Genomic DNA, 14,789 nt, shown 5'->3' with positions numbered 1-14,789 from the left:
GCCTATTCACCTACTTCTTGAACAACAACTTAATTTTTTTTTCTAGCTGCTCCCAGATTCTGCCCCAAAGATAGGGTTTATATCTGAGCTTACACTTGAGTGCAAATTTCAATTTCTGCTGCCAAGTTAAATCCGCAGATGCACTTAAAGGTGACTGCCAGAAGGTTTCCCACATCCACCATCCCAACTTTGTCGCTGCATTGCCAAGAGAAAACCATAGCTGACCGAGAAACTTTGCCAGTGCTAGTTCATCGTAGCTCCCTGTTTTCTCGTTTTCTGCTTTAATCTTGTAGAGCCAGGTATGAGCTTGGTTGACAAAATCATTGGTCAGCTCAAAGCTCGACATACTCAAGGCGTAGTGGAGGTTTAATTCATCTACTGTAGGTTGAATACCTAAACTTTTTACCTGCTCTAACTGGATGTATCTGGCTAATGCTATCTGGTCTGTCCTATGGCGCTGCCACACTTGATTGTTGTGTATTCGATAGAGTAATAAGACTTCTCCAATATTGGCTAGCTTGCAATATTTTGAAGAGCGCACCCACAGTTCATGATCTTGAGCATATTTGTAGGCAGGATCGTAGGAAAGACCAGCTTTTAAAAAGAGGTCTTTACGCATGATTATAGAAGGGTGAGCTAATGCGGTTTTAAATAACAACCAACACCGAATATTTTTGTCGTCTGTAGGATAATGCCAAATGTAACTGATGCCTTCACTAATAAATTTAATCCAGCTTCCACACACTCCTACTTCGGGGTGGGCATCCATAAAAGCAACTTGCTTGGCAAAGCGATCGCGTAGACTAATATCATCAGCATCCATCCTGGCAATATACTTTCCCTTAGCTAGGGCTATTCCCTTATTGAGGGAACAAGTTAAGCCAATGTTTTCATCATTGCGGATCGGTAAAATTCGAGAATCCTGTTTGGCATAAGCGGTGAGAACTTCCCAGGTACTGTCTGTGGAACCGTCGTCAATGATAATAAACTCGAAGTCAGTGAAGGTTTGGTTGAGGATGCTGTCTACAGCTTCGCGCAGGTAGCGATCGCCATTGTAGACACTCATCACTACACTAATCATTCTAGGCTGTTCAGACATTCTGAGCGCTCCTCTAACCACAAACCCAGACACAGTACAGTCCATACCTGCTGTGAAGCCAAATTTGGCAAGGCGGCGAGACAACCAGGAAGTAGAGCCACCAACGGGCTACCTGGTTTACAAACACGCTGTAGCAGATTTTGTACATCCGGTCGCCGTATCCAATTCCACACAGGTGCGCCAAATCCTTGTTTTGAGCGCTTTTGCAAGGCATCGGGCCACAAATTACTACAAGACTGGCGTAGTAGATACTTCAGCGTGCCATCTTGAAACCGCAATTGCCAAGGCAGACTCAACACAAACTCAACCAAATCTACATCCAGAAATGGCACTCTAGTTTCTAAACCGTGAGCCATCGCTGCCCGATCCACCTTGACCAAGATATCACCGGGCAAGTAGCACTGTAAATCGAAATCAGTTGCTCGATCCAGAGATTTCACATCTGGCGATGGCTGGTATTGACGAATTGCCGCAGCGGTTTCCGGAATTTTTTGACTGCCCCATAATTGAGAACGATTTGTGTTTAACCCCGTAGAGATGGCTAGATGATGTTCCCAAAGGTCGGGGTAGCGGCGCTGATAACTCGCTCCGTAATGGGCATAAACAGCAGCATCCTTTTGGGCTGCAAAGGGCAGACCCAGTTTTGTCAGTACGCGCCATGCCAAAGCTATCAGGTGTAACCCTGTAATCCTACCGATACCCGACTTACTTCCATGACTGGCAAACAACCAGCGATACCAGTCATAACCGCCGAATAATTCATCGCCGCCGTCGCCTGACAGTGCTACCTTGACGTGACGACGTGCAAATTCAGCGAGGCAGTAGGTGGGGATATTGGAAGAGTCCGCAAAAGGTTCATCATAAACCGCCGTCATACGTTCCAGCATTTCCCCTACCGGAATCGACACTTGGATTTCCTGGTGGTTGGTTTGATAAGCTTGTGCCACAGACCGTGCGTAGGGCAGTTCATCAATCAAGTCGCCAAAGCCTACGGCAAAGGTAGAGACAGGCTGATTGGCGTGCTGAGTCATTAAGGCGACAATTGTACTAGAATCTAGACCGCCACTCAAGAACGCTCCCACAGGGACATCTGCGACCATTTGCCGTTGTACAGCTTGAGCAATTAGGAAGCGTAGTTTCTCAATTAGTTCCTGGGGGTCAGAGGTTGGCTGCTGGGAGTAGGTTGGTTGCCAGTAAGACCATTGCCGCAGTTGCCCGTTTTTCCAAGAAAGAGCATGACCGGGGCGTAGGGTGTGGACGTTTTCATAAATGGTTCGGTTTGGCGGCACGTAGAGTAGAGCCAGGTAGGCATCTACGGCAACTAGGTCGATTTTTGGCTGAATTAAGCCGGAAGCGACTAAAGCTTTAATTTCAGATGCCAGAATGCAAGCCCCTTGGGACGAGCAAGCCCAATACAGGGGTTTTTCGCCAATGCGATCACGTGCCGCAAATAATTGTCGCTCAACACTATCCCAAATTACAAAGGCAAATTGACCGTTGAGGCGAGTTAGCATTGCCTCGCCATGCGCTTGATAGGCACGCAGCAGCACTTCTGTGTCTGAGTTGGTCCGGAAATGCCATCCCTGTCTTTCCAAGTCGCGGCGCAACTCGCGGTAATTGTAAATTTCGCCATTGAATACAATCCAGTAGCGTTCTGTCTCTTCTGTCATGGGCTGGCTGCCCCCAGACACATCAATGATACTTAGCCTAGTGTGACCGAGGTGACAATTAGGCAACTGGATACAAGTTTGGGCATCGGGACCACGATGCTGTAGGCTTTCTGTCATGCGTGCGATCGCGCCTTCTGAAATCTCCTCTGTGTTCGAGACAATTACCGCAATACCGCACATATCAGCTTAAACCCATCTGCTGGAACGCCATCTCAAAGCGTTTGTGCCAAGTATGCTCACTCCTAGCACGCTGCATCCCCGCCAAACGAATGCGCTCTCGTTCCTCATCATGGGCTAGATAATATCGAATTTTATCAGCCAAATCTTCCGGATCAGTGTAGCAAACAATTTCCTTACCTATCTCAAAAAACTCCTCCAATTCTTCCATATACTCCACCATATAAAAGCCGCCACTCATGGGAACTTCAAAATCCCGCAGTCGCACTTGTAGGATACGCTGATCTGTCAGATGAGTGTTACCGCAGGTAGAGAATCCGAGGTTAATCTTAGAACGACTGTACATTTGGATCATTTCCAGATCCGAGAGGGTGCTGCCCAAAATTTCAGGAGGTAACGCGACGGTTGTGGAGAAGGAGTCTTGTTCTCCAGATGGGGATGAAAGCATCTTTTGGAAACTTTGCCGCACTGCTTGCCACCCTTGGGGTGTCAATAGCCTTTTGCCGATGTAAAGCGCTCGTTGCCAGGAAATTGCTTGCATAGCTGTCTTCGTCTCTGGGGAAAAGTTTTGCCAACCATACCCCCACACCCGGACATCGATGCCTCGATCTAGCAGGTATCTGATGTATTGTGGGCGATCGCCATAAGCTTGCCCGACAAAAGTAACGTCAAATTCTTTTGACAGATCGTAAGGCTTATAGATATTAGGATTAGCTGCTTCCTGACAGTAAATCGGTCTGGCTCCCATTGCTATGTAATCTTGGAGTCGAAATTTCTCCGGCACCAAGCACCAGTCATAATGGGGAGAAATCTCACTAACTAAATTTAATTGATAGGAGCCATTACAGTACCAGTTTACCGTTGTAATTCCCATCGCCTGAATTTCATCTATAGCTTCAGGCAAGATATGCAAATCGTAAAAGTAACTTAACAACAAATCTAACTTTTTATAACTATGTGCTTCCTTAACTTGCCGCAGTAGTTCTTCCCCAACTTTTTTTCTACTTTTTTCTATTAAAAATTTGCGCTTATTAGCATCTGAATAAAAATAAATATGGAATACCTTTTCCAAGTCATACTTAAATTTTGTTACCTCATGCCCCATATCTTTAATAGGTAGGCATAGATTAATGTTCCATAAATTTGATTTAAATTCAAAGTTAGGTGTATCGGGTGCAGCGTAAAATATGTGCATTTAGGCTTTACAAATTCCTACTACTTTTTCTCAAAAAATAAATACATTTCACTACCGTTTTTATCTCTTTTTCTATTTTTCCATTCTTCTGCTACCTTTTTTTCAAAATTTGAGTTTACCACCCACGAAAAGGGATACAAAATCATTAATAAGATAAACCTACAGAAATGCTTTAAACTTTTGCGTCTATTTTCTCTGGCGGTTTCTAAAATTAACGCTGGATATCTTATTATGTATAATACTAACAATTTCGCTATTATAAATTTTAATTTTATTTTTGATAAGTTGTCTTTAGCCTGTAAAGGTGGATTGCCCAGCTCTAGAATATATTTAACAGCTTCGTCCATAATCCAGTCAAGCGCTCCATAATATTGATTGGCATAATAATCTATAACTAACTTAAAATTATATTTTGTTGCAATTGAAGTGAATTGCTCTGTATTTAATCTTCTTAAATGTCCTGGTTCTTCAAAAAAATAACAATTTTCCCTTTCCGAATTTGCATCATTCTTTACTAAGGAAGCAAGCTGGTGTTCAAAACTACCTTCGTTCCCGCAGGGTAAAATATGTAATATTCTTGATTTTTCTTGGGAAAAACCTTGCATTTGTTCCCAAACCTCAAACAGGTTGTATACATGTTCAAGAACATGATGAGTAAATAAAAAGTCAAATTTTTTACTGGCGAACTTTTCATCAGAAGATACAAAAAATATGCAATTAGGAAATTTTTCTCTAGCATTGTCTATAGCTACCAGGCTAATATCGGTTCCGTAAACATTCCATTGGGGTAACGCTTGCTTGATTACATCTGTAAAAATGCCGTTGCCACAGCCGAAGTCTAATGCGTCTCCGGTTTCTGGTAGGGGGAGATTTTTGAGTATTTCCAAAACTCTTTGTTTCTTTTTTTCAGGCCATTCTTCCATGTAGCCATCAGAGTACCTGTGTTCGTAAAACTCTATTGATGTGTTTTTATCTGTCAGATTTATATCCATTTTGTGTGCGAAATTTTAATGGCGATAACAATTCCAATCCTTGTGCAACTAGGTTGTTTTATCCGTCATCCTCTAACTTCATCGCTAGTGTCGCTCATTAGCGATCGCTAATCACATTGCATCAAACGTGTCAAAAATTTGCCATCTAATGTCCGGCAGATACAGAGGCACTAGCCAGTTCCTCAACTTTACCCCCCTTTCTTAGTAGCAAGAACATGATAGCCAAAATGCAATAACTCTGCCGAGCCGCTATCTTTAGAACTTAATCGTTCCAACATCATTAATACCACACGCAAGGCAAGGCGTTCCCAGAGGCGAGGGCGCTCCTTAGCGTATTTTTCAGCAATGTAAGGGAGGCGATTAATTTCCTGGGCAAGGTACTCAAAGAAATTCCCATTTGCCTGTATCTCCACAAGTTCAAAACCATAAGCAGAAAGATGGGTTTCATAAAAATAGCGATTAAACCCAGTATAAAAATGATAGGGTGCAAAATGAGTCAGACTGCAAAAGGGTGCAGTGATAATCAGTTGCCCTCCACTCCGCAATAAACGAGAAAATTCTTTGAGTGCTAATAAAGGATTGGGTAAATGTTCAAATACCTCTATGCACATAATGGCATCAAAAGATTCATCTGGTTCTGGAATTGCCACAATATCAGACACAATATCTAATTCGTTTTGGTTCCAAGAACCCATTTGCAATCCTTTATTATCACCTTTCCCATCATATCGGGCAAAATCTTGAGCTACATAGTTAAGATGGGAACAAAATTTTTTGAACTGCTGCTCTCCGGCTCCAGCATCAAGAATGCGCGAATCATCAGGTATTTGCTTCAGACTTTGCTCCAGCCAAGCTACACGATTGAATTCATTGAACGTTCCGGCTCTTAACATTACTTTTTCTATACTTTTTTCAAGAATTTTTTAACTTCAAAATATTTCCTTATATTTAAATATTTAAAATTTTATTTAATAAGTTTCTAAATCTAGTTTTAATTATTGAAATACGCGACCCTGATAAGGGTTTAGGAGGGATATCTAGAATATTAAATACCAAGTCATTTAAATTAGATGTTTTTACAGAATCAAGATTGCCCGACCATTCAAAACCTTCAAAAAAACAAAATTTTAAATCATTGATTAAACCGAAATACTCTTGACGCAAAGTTTCATAAAAAAGATGATGAACTGGTTGAAAACTAGAAATCGATGTTTGGCTTTTATTCATCCAAAAAAGTTTTCCATTTTTATATTTTACAAATGTTAAATGTTCAGGAAAATTATAGATATAATCATAGTAAATAGTTGGATATTCTAAATATCCAGCTTTTCCAACTCGATTTATTTCCCTAACAAATTCATCCACATTATTTATATGTTCAATAACATGAGAACATATGATGTAATCAAATTCTTTATTTTTAAAAGGAAATCTGTCACCTTTATAATATATAATTTTTTTATCGGTTTTTAAAGGATATACATATCCTCTTTGAGCTTCAGCCATATCTGGCGAATCAAATTCGTACTCAAGCAAAATATCTGCTCTTGGATGAGGATTACCCCCAGGTCCTATTTCTAGAACTCTATCAGATGGCTTAATTGACTTGATTAATTCAGGAAAAAACATTTTTTATTTTATTTCAATCAATATAGTGAACTAACGCTTAATAATACATCATTTTAAATTATTAAAATAGGTTAAGTAAATTTAAAACCTTATAAAATAAGAAATTGAAGTATTTGGAATTTAAATACAAGTGATCTCCAGTAACTTTATTAACGGTGTCTTTGATTTTAAAAAAGCCATTTTCCCTCATAAAATTTTCAACTTCTTTTTTTAAAGGTTGCCCTTGATATAGACTTATATGCTCTACTTCTAGCCATATAACTTTGATTTTTTTTAAAAACTTTCCAGCACCCTTAAGCACTTTTAATTCTGCGCCCTGAACATCCATATGAAGAAAGTCAATCACTTCAATATTGTAGTATTTACAAACATTGTTGAGAGTATCTGTTTCTACCTCAATAACTTCGTTGAACTTACACCAAGGCCAATATTGTATATGCTGATCTGGTGGAAGCAGAGAGCTAGATTTATTACCGTAGTCCCAATCATTACTCCTGGATAAATTATCTGGGTTTCCTGAAGATACATAAAAGGCAGCTTTACCTCTTTTGTCAGATAGAGCAACAGGCAAAACTTCTACGTTTTTTGTTGAATATTTTTCTAGATTAGTGTACAAAATTGGTAGGTTTTTTGGCAAAGCTTCAATTGAATAAATTTTAGAATTAGGAAAAAGTTTGGCATATTTAATTGAATCTTCTCCCTCGCAACTACCAATATCAAATATTGTCAATTTAGAATGAGTATTAAAAAGTATTTTTAGTTCCTTTTCGATGGGAGAAGGCATTTTTATATAATCATCTCTTGTAAAAATCATCTTTATCTTTAAATTTACTTAACGTTAATAGTATTGTAAATATCGATATTTAGGGAATTTAGTATTATACCAACATTAGAATTTTTTAGTAATTCAATTTTATCAGTATATTCGGCAATTTCTAAAACACCAGTATTTTCAACATAATGAAATGACTGGTTACGGCTAGAAAGTCCCACAATTATTGAATAACGCCCTGCCCCTAAAATAACTGTTTCTTCACGAAAAACTGCTTGATATTCTCCAGGAACTAACGACCAGGGTTTACTCCAACAGGTTCTGAGTGGAATCTCATCACTTGTCCGAAATCCCAAAGCTATAATAAAATGTTCGATTTTTTCATTAATAGTGAAATATACTCTAATTTGCCAGGGTTGCCCGATGGGTATTGTAGTTGCTGGATTGCCAGATTCATCCTCAATAATAAGTTTATGAGCATAACCTGGTGTACTTCCATTTTTTGGATGTTGTATCGGATAAATAGCTTGGCTATTCTCTCCCCCCTCAAGGTACTTTCTCAAAACTGTTTCGGTATTGCTTATAATCTCAATTTGTCCTTGATTGAGCAAAATAGAACTTTTGCATAGTTTACGAATAACAGGCATGTTATGGCTCACAAATAAAACCGTTCGTCCTTCTCTACTCACATCCTGCATTTTTCCCAAACATTTCTTCTGAAATTGGGCATCCCCCACTGCAAGCACTTCATCTACTACCAAAATTTCTGGTTCCAAATGCGCTGCTACTCCAAAAGCTAGCCGCACGTACATCCCAGAAGAATAGCGCTTTACGGGAGTATCGATAAACTTTTCTACCTCTGCAAAAGCGACAATTTCATCAAATTTCTTTTTTATTTCTGCCCTGCTCATCCCCAGAATTGCACCACTGAGATAGATATTTTCCCTACCAGTTAATTCTGGGTGAAACCCTGTTCCTACTTCTAGGAGAGAACCAACTCGACCCCGTAAAATGGCCTCTCCTGTAGTTGGCGGCGTAATTCGGGATAATATTTTTAATAGCGTACTTTTCCCAGCGCCATTTCTGCCGATAATTCCGACTACTTCACCTGGATAAATATCAAAATTAATATCTTTTAATGCCCAAAACTCTTCCATCTTAGGCTGGGCAAATTTACCTTGCCAGAGTTTCTGAACACCCTCGACTAACTCCTCTCGCAACGTTCGGTATGGCTTTTTGTCTTGAGAACGGATGCGGTACATCTTTCCCAACTCTCTGACAGAGATAATTGGCTCCATGCTCATACCTAAATAAAATCTGCAAAACTGCGCTCAACTTGCCGAAACACAGTTAAGCCGATGGGAAAAATGATGACTGAGGTAACGGCGCTTATCCCTAATCCCATCCCACTAAAACTTCCTTGTCCCGACACTGCAAACCGGAACGCCTCAATTAGCCCGGCCATCGGATTCAAATAATACAACAGTCGCAGTGACTCTGGCACGATGCTGACAGGATATACGATAGGTGAAGCATACAGCCAAATCTGTAAGAAAAATGGTATTATATACCGAAAATCGCGGTAGCGGACATTTAACCCTGCCAGCAACGTACCCACACCCCCTGCTGAAATCATTACTACAATCATGACTAGAGGAATTAGCAGCAAACTTCCTGTTGGTCTAAGACCGTAAATATAGGTCAGCGGCAGGAGAATAAACAATGACACCGCAAAATCAATCCAAGCTGAACCGACAGCGGCAAAGGGAATTACCAAACGGGGAAAATACACCTTAGTAATCAAATTTCCATCGGCAATGATACTATTTGCCGCTCGTTCCATACCCTGAGAAAACAAGCTCCATAACACCAGTGCGGAGTAGGAAAATATCGCATACGGGATGCCATCAGAGGGTATTTTGGCGAAGCGACCAAACACGACGGTAAATATCAGTGTCGTCATCAAAGGCTGCAACACTACCCAAACAACGCCAATTACCGTTTGCTTGTACCGCACGCTGACTTCCCGCGCTGCCAGGATATACAGCAAGTCGCGATAGTCCCAGAATTCTCGGAGCGAGTCAACCAGAGACTGATTGCCGGGACGAATGATAATTTTTTTGTCGCCTGTTTGCACTCAGACACTCCTAAAGCTCGTACCGCCTTTTCTGGTCGCTGCTTCATAAAGATTAGCAGTAACGTGAAAGAGGTGTAAACCTGACAAATAGGTTGTCTACACGAAAAACTGAGATTATTAACTATGTTTTACCAGCGTTATGATGCTTAAGAGTTGCTGGTAGCCTGCCTAAAATGAGTTTTCCATGCCCAAGCGCGTTATTTTTCCCTCTGTATATCGACTAGGACAACTCAGCCTAGATGGATTTGTTGCCTGGTTTGCTTGCAGCTTTGCATTTTGGCTCCGCTTTGATGGAGCGATCGCTTTCGATCATCAAGCCTTGGCATGGATTCTACCACTGGTTGCCATTCCCGGACGGCTGCTTGTCCAAACTGGTTTTGGCTTGTATCAACAAGTGTGGCGTTTGTTCGGTCTTAAGGATGCGATCGCACTTTTCCAGGCAGTCACCGTCTATTCCCTCCTGGTTTTAGCGATGACCCGCGCCATCTTTCCTAGCTTTATGCCGATTTTGGGGATTCCCCTGAGCATTGCTGCGATTGACTGGAGTTTTTGCCTGCTCTTGATGGCGGCTCTGCGCTATGCTCGTCGCTGGTCAGTTAATCACCCGCAGATGCGATCGCGCTTTTCACAGCCTCAGCGGGTGTTGCTGGTGGGTGCGGGGATGGCTGGGAGCCAAATTGTCCAAGAAGCGCGACAAAATCCGCACCTGAATTTAGAAATCGTCGGATTTGTCGATGATGACCCGACTAAGGTGGGTCGCAAGGTGGAAGGGGTGCCAGTTCTGGGATCTTCTGAGCAGATGGTAGCGATCGCTTTAGCGCTGAATGTTGATGAAGTGTTGATTTCCATGCCTTCTGCCAGTGCTGCCAAAATCCGCAAACTGCTTAATTTCGCTGTTGGCACTAATCTGAAACTCAAAGCTTTACCGGGACAGGCAGAAATTTTACGCGATCGCACTCTGACCCCGCAAGCCAGAAAAATCCAAATTCAGGATATCCTGGGACGACCGGAAATTCGCCTGGATCTAGCGACCGAGTTTTCTGTGCAGTTTCCCAGTGCGCGATCGCAATTTAAAAATCGTACCGTCCTCGTCACTGGTGCAGGTGGCACCATCGGCTCAGAGATTTGTCGCCAACTCTCCAGACTGGAACTTAAAAATTTATTGCTTCTAGGAAGAGGCGAAAACAGCATTTTTAATATCGAACAAGAATTAAGGCGAGACTTCCCCAATTTAGTTACCACCCCCTTAATTGGAGATATTCGCTCTTTTCCCCGAATGCAGGACATATTCAACACCTGGAAACCAGAAATTGTCTTTCATGCTGCCGCCCACAAACACGTACCATTGATGCAACATAACCCCACAGAAGCCATTGAAAATAACGCCCTTGGTTCTGCCCAATTAGCAGCTTTAGCTGATGCCTGCAAAGTAGAAACATTCGTCATGATTTCTACAGATAAAGCTGTTGACCCCTCTAACTTTATGGGCTTAAGTAAACGCTTAGCAGAACTCATGGTCAAAGCATATGCCACCAAAAGTCACACCCGCTTTCTTGTCGTACGATTTGGCAACGTTTTAGGCAGTCGCGGCAGCGTCGTGCCTATATTCCAACAGCAAATTGCCAGAGGCGGCCCCGTTACCGTCACCGACAAGTCAATGACCCGCTACTTTATGACCACTCCTGAAGCCGCGCAGTTGGTAATTCACAGCCTTGCCGTGGGAAAATCAGGGCAAACTTTAATCTTAGATATGGGTCAGCCAGTCAACATTTTTGAACTAGCCGAACAAATGATTCACTTGGCAGGTCTTACCCCAAATATTGATATTCCTATCTGCATCACTGGTTTGCGTCCAGGGGAAAAATTACATGAATCTTTAATAAATTCTCATGAAAAAGTCATGCTTACAGAACATCCCAAAATTTTGGCAGTTTTTAGTCACTTGCCCCCAGCAGAAGCAGCATTATCAGAGGTCATAACTACTTTAAAAGAAGCCATAACAAATCGTTTATCGGCTGATGAACTGTGGGCAGTGGCTCAAAAATGTATACTTACCCTAGAAGCCAGAATTTCTAAGATATAATTTTTTTACATTCATCAAAAATTTTTACATATAATTGAGTTTTATATAATAAGTATTGTCAATCATCCATGAGTGTAGTAAGCATTTAATAAAACTCGATCGCCACCAGCAAGGGCAGTGGCACCCCAAAAGACACATAAGATAAACTATCTACCAAGGGTCATGAAGAATGTCTCTCTAGAAGCTAACGGTAGAATTTTTTTCATTGCCCACTTGCACATCGCGCATTAGAGGAAGAACTTTCCATGACCAATTTCACTCCTAAAGTAAAGCGACTGAATACAGGCGGGCAGGATCAGGTAAAGCTTGGTGTTGCTCTGCAAAAACAAGGGCGGATGGATGAAGCTTTAGCACAATTTAAGTCAGTCTTGCAAGACAATCCGACATCAATGCGGGCTAATCTGGGTGCTGGAAATATTGAGTTCAAGCAAAAACATTACGATGAAGCTCTTGTTTATTATCAAGCAGCAATAAGATTAGATCCCTTGAAGCCGATGCCCATACTGAAAGCTGGGAAGGCTTATTTGAAGCAGCGGAATTGGGATAAAGCTTTAGAGCAGTTTAAAACGGTTGTTAGCCTTGACCCGAAAGCCATCCAAGCTTATACAGGTTTGGGTCAGGTGCTGGCGAGGCAAGGCAACTATGAGCAAGCCATACAGGAGTTTCGTAAGGCTCTAAGTTTAGACCCCCGGCTGCTAATGATTCGCATCCGCTTGGCTCAAGCTTATATTGACCAGGAGAAGCTTGCAGAAGCTGCTTCTGAGCTAAAAACTGCAATTAATATCAATCCCCAAAAGTGGATTAGTTATGCCGAACTGGGGCGCGTCTATTTGAAACAGAATAACTACGGTGCTGCTTCGGAGGTATTACGTCAAGCAGTTGAGCTGAACCCCGATGTACCATCTGGTGTCCGATTAAGCTTGGTAGAAGCTTTGATTCAAGAAAATAAACTGGAAGAGGCTGCTACGCTTCTTAGAGAAGTACCTCAGACCAAACAGCTTGCACCCCGTCAGCATAAGCTTTGGGGAGATATTTACCATCGTCAAGGTCTACACCGGGAGGCTACAGAGGCATACCGTGCTGCTACGCTCTTAGCCGCAGAGGGTGACACTGATAGCGACATCATGGATAATCTAGAGACACTGGAAGACCAAGATGATGATGGATGGGAGGAACTGGCAGAGTCTTATAAGTCATCAGCAGATAGCCTCGTCTCTGAAAATCGTAAAGGTCGGCGGCGGATGAGGTAAAAAGGAAAAAGGCCCAATGTGCAACTAAGAGCAGCCCCTCTTACCTCCTCAAACTGGTTCGCTGGCGAACCAGAGATAAAGAAAAAGTTTTTTTGACGGGGAAGATAAGGAAAACTTTTTATTCACGGGGGTAGGGGTATTTAACGAAGAGTGCAGCTCACGTGTTAATTCCTCCTTGCCCCCCTTGTTTAGGGGGGTGATATAACTGTTCTGATTGTGAAAGTTGCACATCGCGTCAAAAGGCAAAATAAAGAATTATTCAATTTTTCCTTTTTATTACCCATTAGCCATTGATATGATCATCGCTCAACTGTTTAACGTTGCTAATCTGTTTGTTCTGCCTTTCTGGGCGCTGATGATTCTGCTGCCCAACTGGGGCGTGACCAAGCGGGTTATGGAATCTTATCTCCCATTTGTGGCGTTAGCTGGTCTGTATATCTATCTGTTTGTAGCGTCAATTACGCCAGAATCTGCCGCCGCTTTATCGAATCCTCAACTGGCTGACATTGCACAATTTTTTGCAGATGAAACAGCTGCTGCTACTGGGTGGATTCATTTTCTGGTGATGGATTTGTTCGTGGGTCGCTATATTTATTTGGAGGGTCAGCGGACTGGTATCTGGACAATCCATTCGCTGCTGCTATGTTTATTTGCAGGGCCGATGGGATTGCTTTCTCATATTTTGACTTACTGGGTGAGGCAGAAGTTTTTCTCACCAACTGTAACTGATGCAAGTTCCTCGGTTCCGAACCCCCAAGCATAATACAATTTTGGATTTTGTGGGGGCGAAGGATTCTCTGGGTTTCCGATAATTTGGGATTAACATCTAGCGGTGTAAAACCTTCATTTCAAGGTTGTCACAAATCTAAAATCAAAAATTAAGTCACTACCCAATTGAGAGATAAATTTATGCGGACTCTAGCTGTTGACATTGGCGGCAGTGGCATCAAGGCAATAATTTTAGACGAAGATGGACAGCCGCTGACTGAACGGTCTCGTGTAGACACCCCAAACCCTCCTGTGCCAGAGGTTGTAATGGATGCGATCGCGACCCTTGTTAGCTCTCAAGGCGAGTTTGACCGCGTATCTGTGGGCTTTCCTGGCGTAGTTCGCTCTGGTGTCACTAAGACAGCCGTAAATTTGTCTCCAAATTGGATCGGGTTCGATCTAGCAACAGCACTATGCGATCGCTTAAAAACACCAGTAGCGGTGGTTAATGATGCCGATATGCAAGGTCTGGGGGCGATTTCAGGATCGGGTGTAGAACTAACGATCACTCTGGGAACAGGCTTTGGTTCGGCTTTGTTTGTGGAAGGATTACTGGTGCCAAACCTGGAACTTGGGCACCATCAGTTTCGCAAAGGGGAAACCTATGAGGAACAGTTGGGACGTGCCGCTTTAGATAAAGTCGGTGAGAAAAAATGGAATTCTCGTCTCGAAAAAGCGATCGCATCTCTGCAAAATCTGTTTAACTACGATTACCTTTACATCGGCGGCGGCGAAGCCAAAAAAGTAACTCTCAACTTACCACTAAATGTCAAAATCGTTCCTAATGTAACTGGTTTATTGGGCGGAATTGCGTTGTGGCGAGATTAGATAGGGATGTTTTCCGCACTCCTGACTATTTCTGGTTTAGCCCTGATAATCTTGAATTTAAAGGGTTTCATTTGTTAGAGGATGTTTGAAAAGTGGTGAGGGGTTAAATATTATGCCAACCGCCTGACCATGATACGGATCATTGCCAGATAAATAAAAGTCTCCGATGTTTCTGGCAATAACTCATAA

Annotated in this window: 13 protein-coding genes; 4 read left to right on the top strand and 9 right to left on the bottom strand. The window is 42.1% G+C overall.

What is annotated here, in order from left to right:
- Positions 1-10 precede the first annotated feature (10 nt).
- From H6F66_RS12705 to H6F66_RS12665, 9 genes are all read right to left on the bottom strand, one after another.
- Positions 11-1,099, bottom strand: coding sequence for a glycosyltransferase (locus H6F66_RS12705; protein WP_190421743.1), 1,089 nt, complete (start codon positions 1,097-1,099; stop codon positions 11-13).
- On the bottom strand, positions 1,078-2,949 hold the full coding sequence (asnB, locus tag H6F66_RS12700) for an asparagine synthase (glutamine-hydrolyzing) (RefSeq protein WP_190421741.1): 1,872 nt from the start codon (positions 2,947-2,949) through the stop codon (positions 1,078-1,080). The genes H6F66_RS12705 and asnB overlap by 22 nt, the downstream gene beginning before the upstream one ends.
- Before the next feature lies 1 nt (position 2,950).
- The gene (locus H6F66_RS12695) at positions 2,951-4,141 is read right to left on the bottom strand and encodes a glycosyltransferase (RefSeq protein WP_190421732.1); all 1,191 of its coding nucleotides are present in this window, start codon (positions 4,139-4,141) and stop codon (positions 2,951-2,953) included.
- 20 nt (positions 4,142-4,161) lie between these two features.
- A complete protein-coding gene (locus H6F66_RS12690) occupies positions 4,162-5,133 on the bottom strand; it encodes a class I SAM-dependent methyltransferase (RefSeq protein ID WP_190421730.1) in 972 nt (323 codons plus the stop codon).
- 188 nt (positions 5,134-5,321) lie between these two features.
- A complete protein-coding gene (locus tag H6F66_RS12685) occupies positions 5,322-6,026 on the bottom strand; it encodes a class I SAM-dependent methyltransferase (RefSeq protein WP_190421728.1) in 705 nt (234 codons plus the stop codon).
- A gap of 55 nt (positions 6,027-6,081) precedes the next feature.
- Positions 6,082-6,762 carry a methyltransferase domain-containing protein gene (locus H6F66_RS12680; protein WP_190421726.1) on the bottom strand — a complete coding sequence of 227 codons (681 nt, stop codon included), beginning with the start codon at positions 6,760-6,762 and terminating at the stop codon, positions 6,082-6,084.
- Positions 6,763-6,823: 61 nt separating this feature from the next.
- The gene (locus H6F66_RS12675) at positions 6,824-7,576 is read right to left on the bottom strand and encodes an FkbM family methyltransferase (protein WP_190447813.1); all 753 of its coding nucleotides are present in this window, start codon (positions 7,574-7,576) and stop codon (positions 6,824-6,826) included.
- A gap of 14 nt (positions 7,577-7,590) precedes the next feature.
- Entirely contained in the window at positions 7,591-8,832 is a 1,242-nt protein-coding gene (locus tag H6F66_RS12670) for an ABC transporter ATP-binding protein (protein ID WP_190421722.1), read from the bottom strand.
- A gap of 8 nt (positions 8,833-8,840) precedes the next feature.
- Positions 8,841-9,671, bottom strand: a complete 831-nt coding sequence (locus H6F66_RS12665) for an ABC transporter permease (RefSeq protein WP_190421720.1) — start codon at positions 9,669-9,671, stop codon at positions 8,841-8,843.
- A gap of 184 nt (positions 9,672-9,855) precedes the next feature.
- Here H6F66_RS12665 and H6F66_RS12660 point away from each other — a divergent pair, with 184 nt between their 5' ends.
- The 4 genes from H6F66_RS12660 to H6F66_RS12645 all read left to right on the top strand — a co-directional run bounded on the left by H6F66_RS12660 (position 9,856) and on the right by H6F66_RS12645 (position 14,600).
- The gene (locus H6F66_RS12660; protein WP_190421718.1) at positions 9,856-11,754 is read left to right on the top strand and encodes a nucleoside-diphosphate sugar epimerase/dehydratase; all 1,899 of its coding nucleotides are present in this window, start codon (positions 9,856-9,858) and stop codon (positions 11,752-11,754) included.
- A 245-nt stretch (positions 11,755-11,999) separates the two neighbouring features.
- On the top strand, positions 12,000-13,004 hold the full coding sequence (locus H6F66_RS12655; RefSeq protein ID WP_190421716.1) for a tetratricopeptide repeat protein: 1,005 nt from the start codon (positions 12,000-12,002) through the stop codon (positions 13,002-13,004).
- 295 nt (positions 13,005-13,299) lie between these two features.
- A complete protein-coding gene (locus tag H6F66_RS12650; protein WP_190421714.1) occupies positions 13,300-13,767 on the top strand; it encodes an ABA4-like family protein in 468 nt (155 codons plus the stop codon).
- A 146-nt stretch (positions 13,768-13,913) separates the two neighbouring features.
- The gene (locus H6F66_RS12645; protein ID WP_190421712.1) at positions 13,914-14,600 is read left to right on the top strand and encodes an ROK family protein; all 687 of its coding nucleotides are present in this window, start codon (positions 13,914-13,916) and stop codon (positions 14,598-14,600) included.
- The last annotated feature ends 189 nt before the right edge of the window (positions 14,601-14,789 follow it).

Source organism: Trichocoleus sp. FACHB-6 (assembly GCF_014695815.1).
In the GTDB taxonomy this organism is placed as follows: domain Bacteria; phylum Cyanobacteriota; class Cyanobacteriia; order Cyanobacteriales; family FACHB-T130; genus Funiculus; species Funiculus sociatus.
The sequence above is the reverse complement of the archived record's forward strand: the minus strand, read 5'-3'. Positions and strand labels throughout refer to the sequence as shown.

What these genes read in the sequence shown, in the direction of transcription:
- H6F66_RS12705 (WP_190421743.1), bottom strand. Translation starts at nt 1,099, where the DNA reads ATGTCTGAACAGCCTAGAATGATTAGTGTAGTGATGAGTGTCTACAAT.
- asnB (WP_190421741.1), bottom strand. Translation starts at nt 2,949, where the DNA reads ATGTGCGGTATTGCGGTAATTGTCTCGAACACAGAGGAGATTTCAGAA.
- H6F66_RS12695 (WP_190421732.1), bottom strand. Translation starts at nt 4,141, where the DNA reads ATGCACATATTTTACGCTGCACCCGATACACCTAACTTTGAATTTAAA.
- H6F66_RS12690 (WP_190421730.1), bottom strand. Translation starts at nt 5,133, where the DNA reads ATGGATATAAATCTGACAGATAAAAACACATCAATAGAGTTTTACGAA.
- H6F66_RS12685 (WP_190421728.1), bottom strand. Translation starts at nt 6,026, where the DNA reads ATGTTAAGAGCCGGAACGTTCAATGAATTCAATCGTGTAGCTTGGCTG.
- H6F66_RS12680 (WP_190421726.1), bottom strand. Translation starts at nt 6,762, where the DNA reads ATGTTTTTTCCTGAATTAATCAAGTCAATTAAGCCATCTGATAGAGTT.
- H6F66_RS12675 (WP_190447813.1), bottom strand. Translation starts at nt 7,576, where the DNA reads ATGATTTTTACAAGAGATGATTATATAAAAATGCCTTCTCCCATCGAA.
- H6F66_RS12670 (WP_190421722.1), bottom strand. Translation starts at nt 8,832, where the DNA reads ATGGAGCCAATTATCTCTGTCAGAGAGTTGGGAAAGATGTACCGCATC.
- H6F66_RS12660 (WP_190421718.1), top strand. Translation starts at nt 9,856, where the DNA reads ATGCCCAAGCGCGTTATTTTTCCCTCTGTATATCGACTAGGACAACTC.
- H6F66_RS12655 (WP_190421716.1), top strand. Translation starts at nt 12,000, where the DNA reads ATGACCAATTTCACTCCTAAAGTAAAGCGACTGAATACAGGCGGGCAG.
- H6F66_RS12650 (WP_190421714.1), top strand. Translation starts at nt 13,300, where the DNA reads ATGATCATCGCTCAACTGTTTAACGTTGCTAATCTGTTTGTTCTGCCT.
- H6F66_RS12645 (WP_190421712.1), top strand. Translation starts at nt 13,914, where the DNA reads ATGCGGACTCTAGCTGTTGACATTGGCGGCAGTGGCATCAAGGCAATA.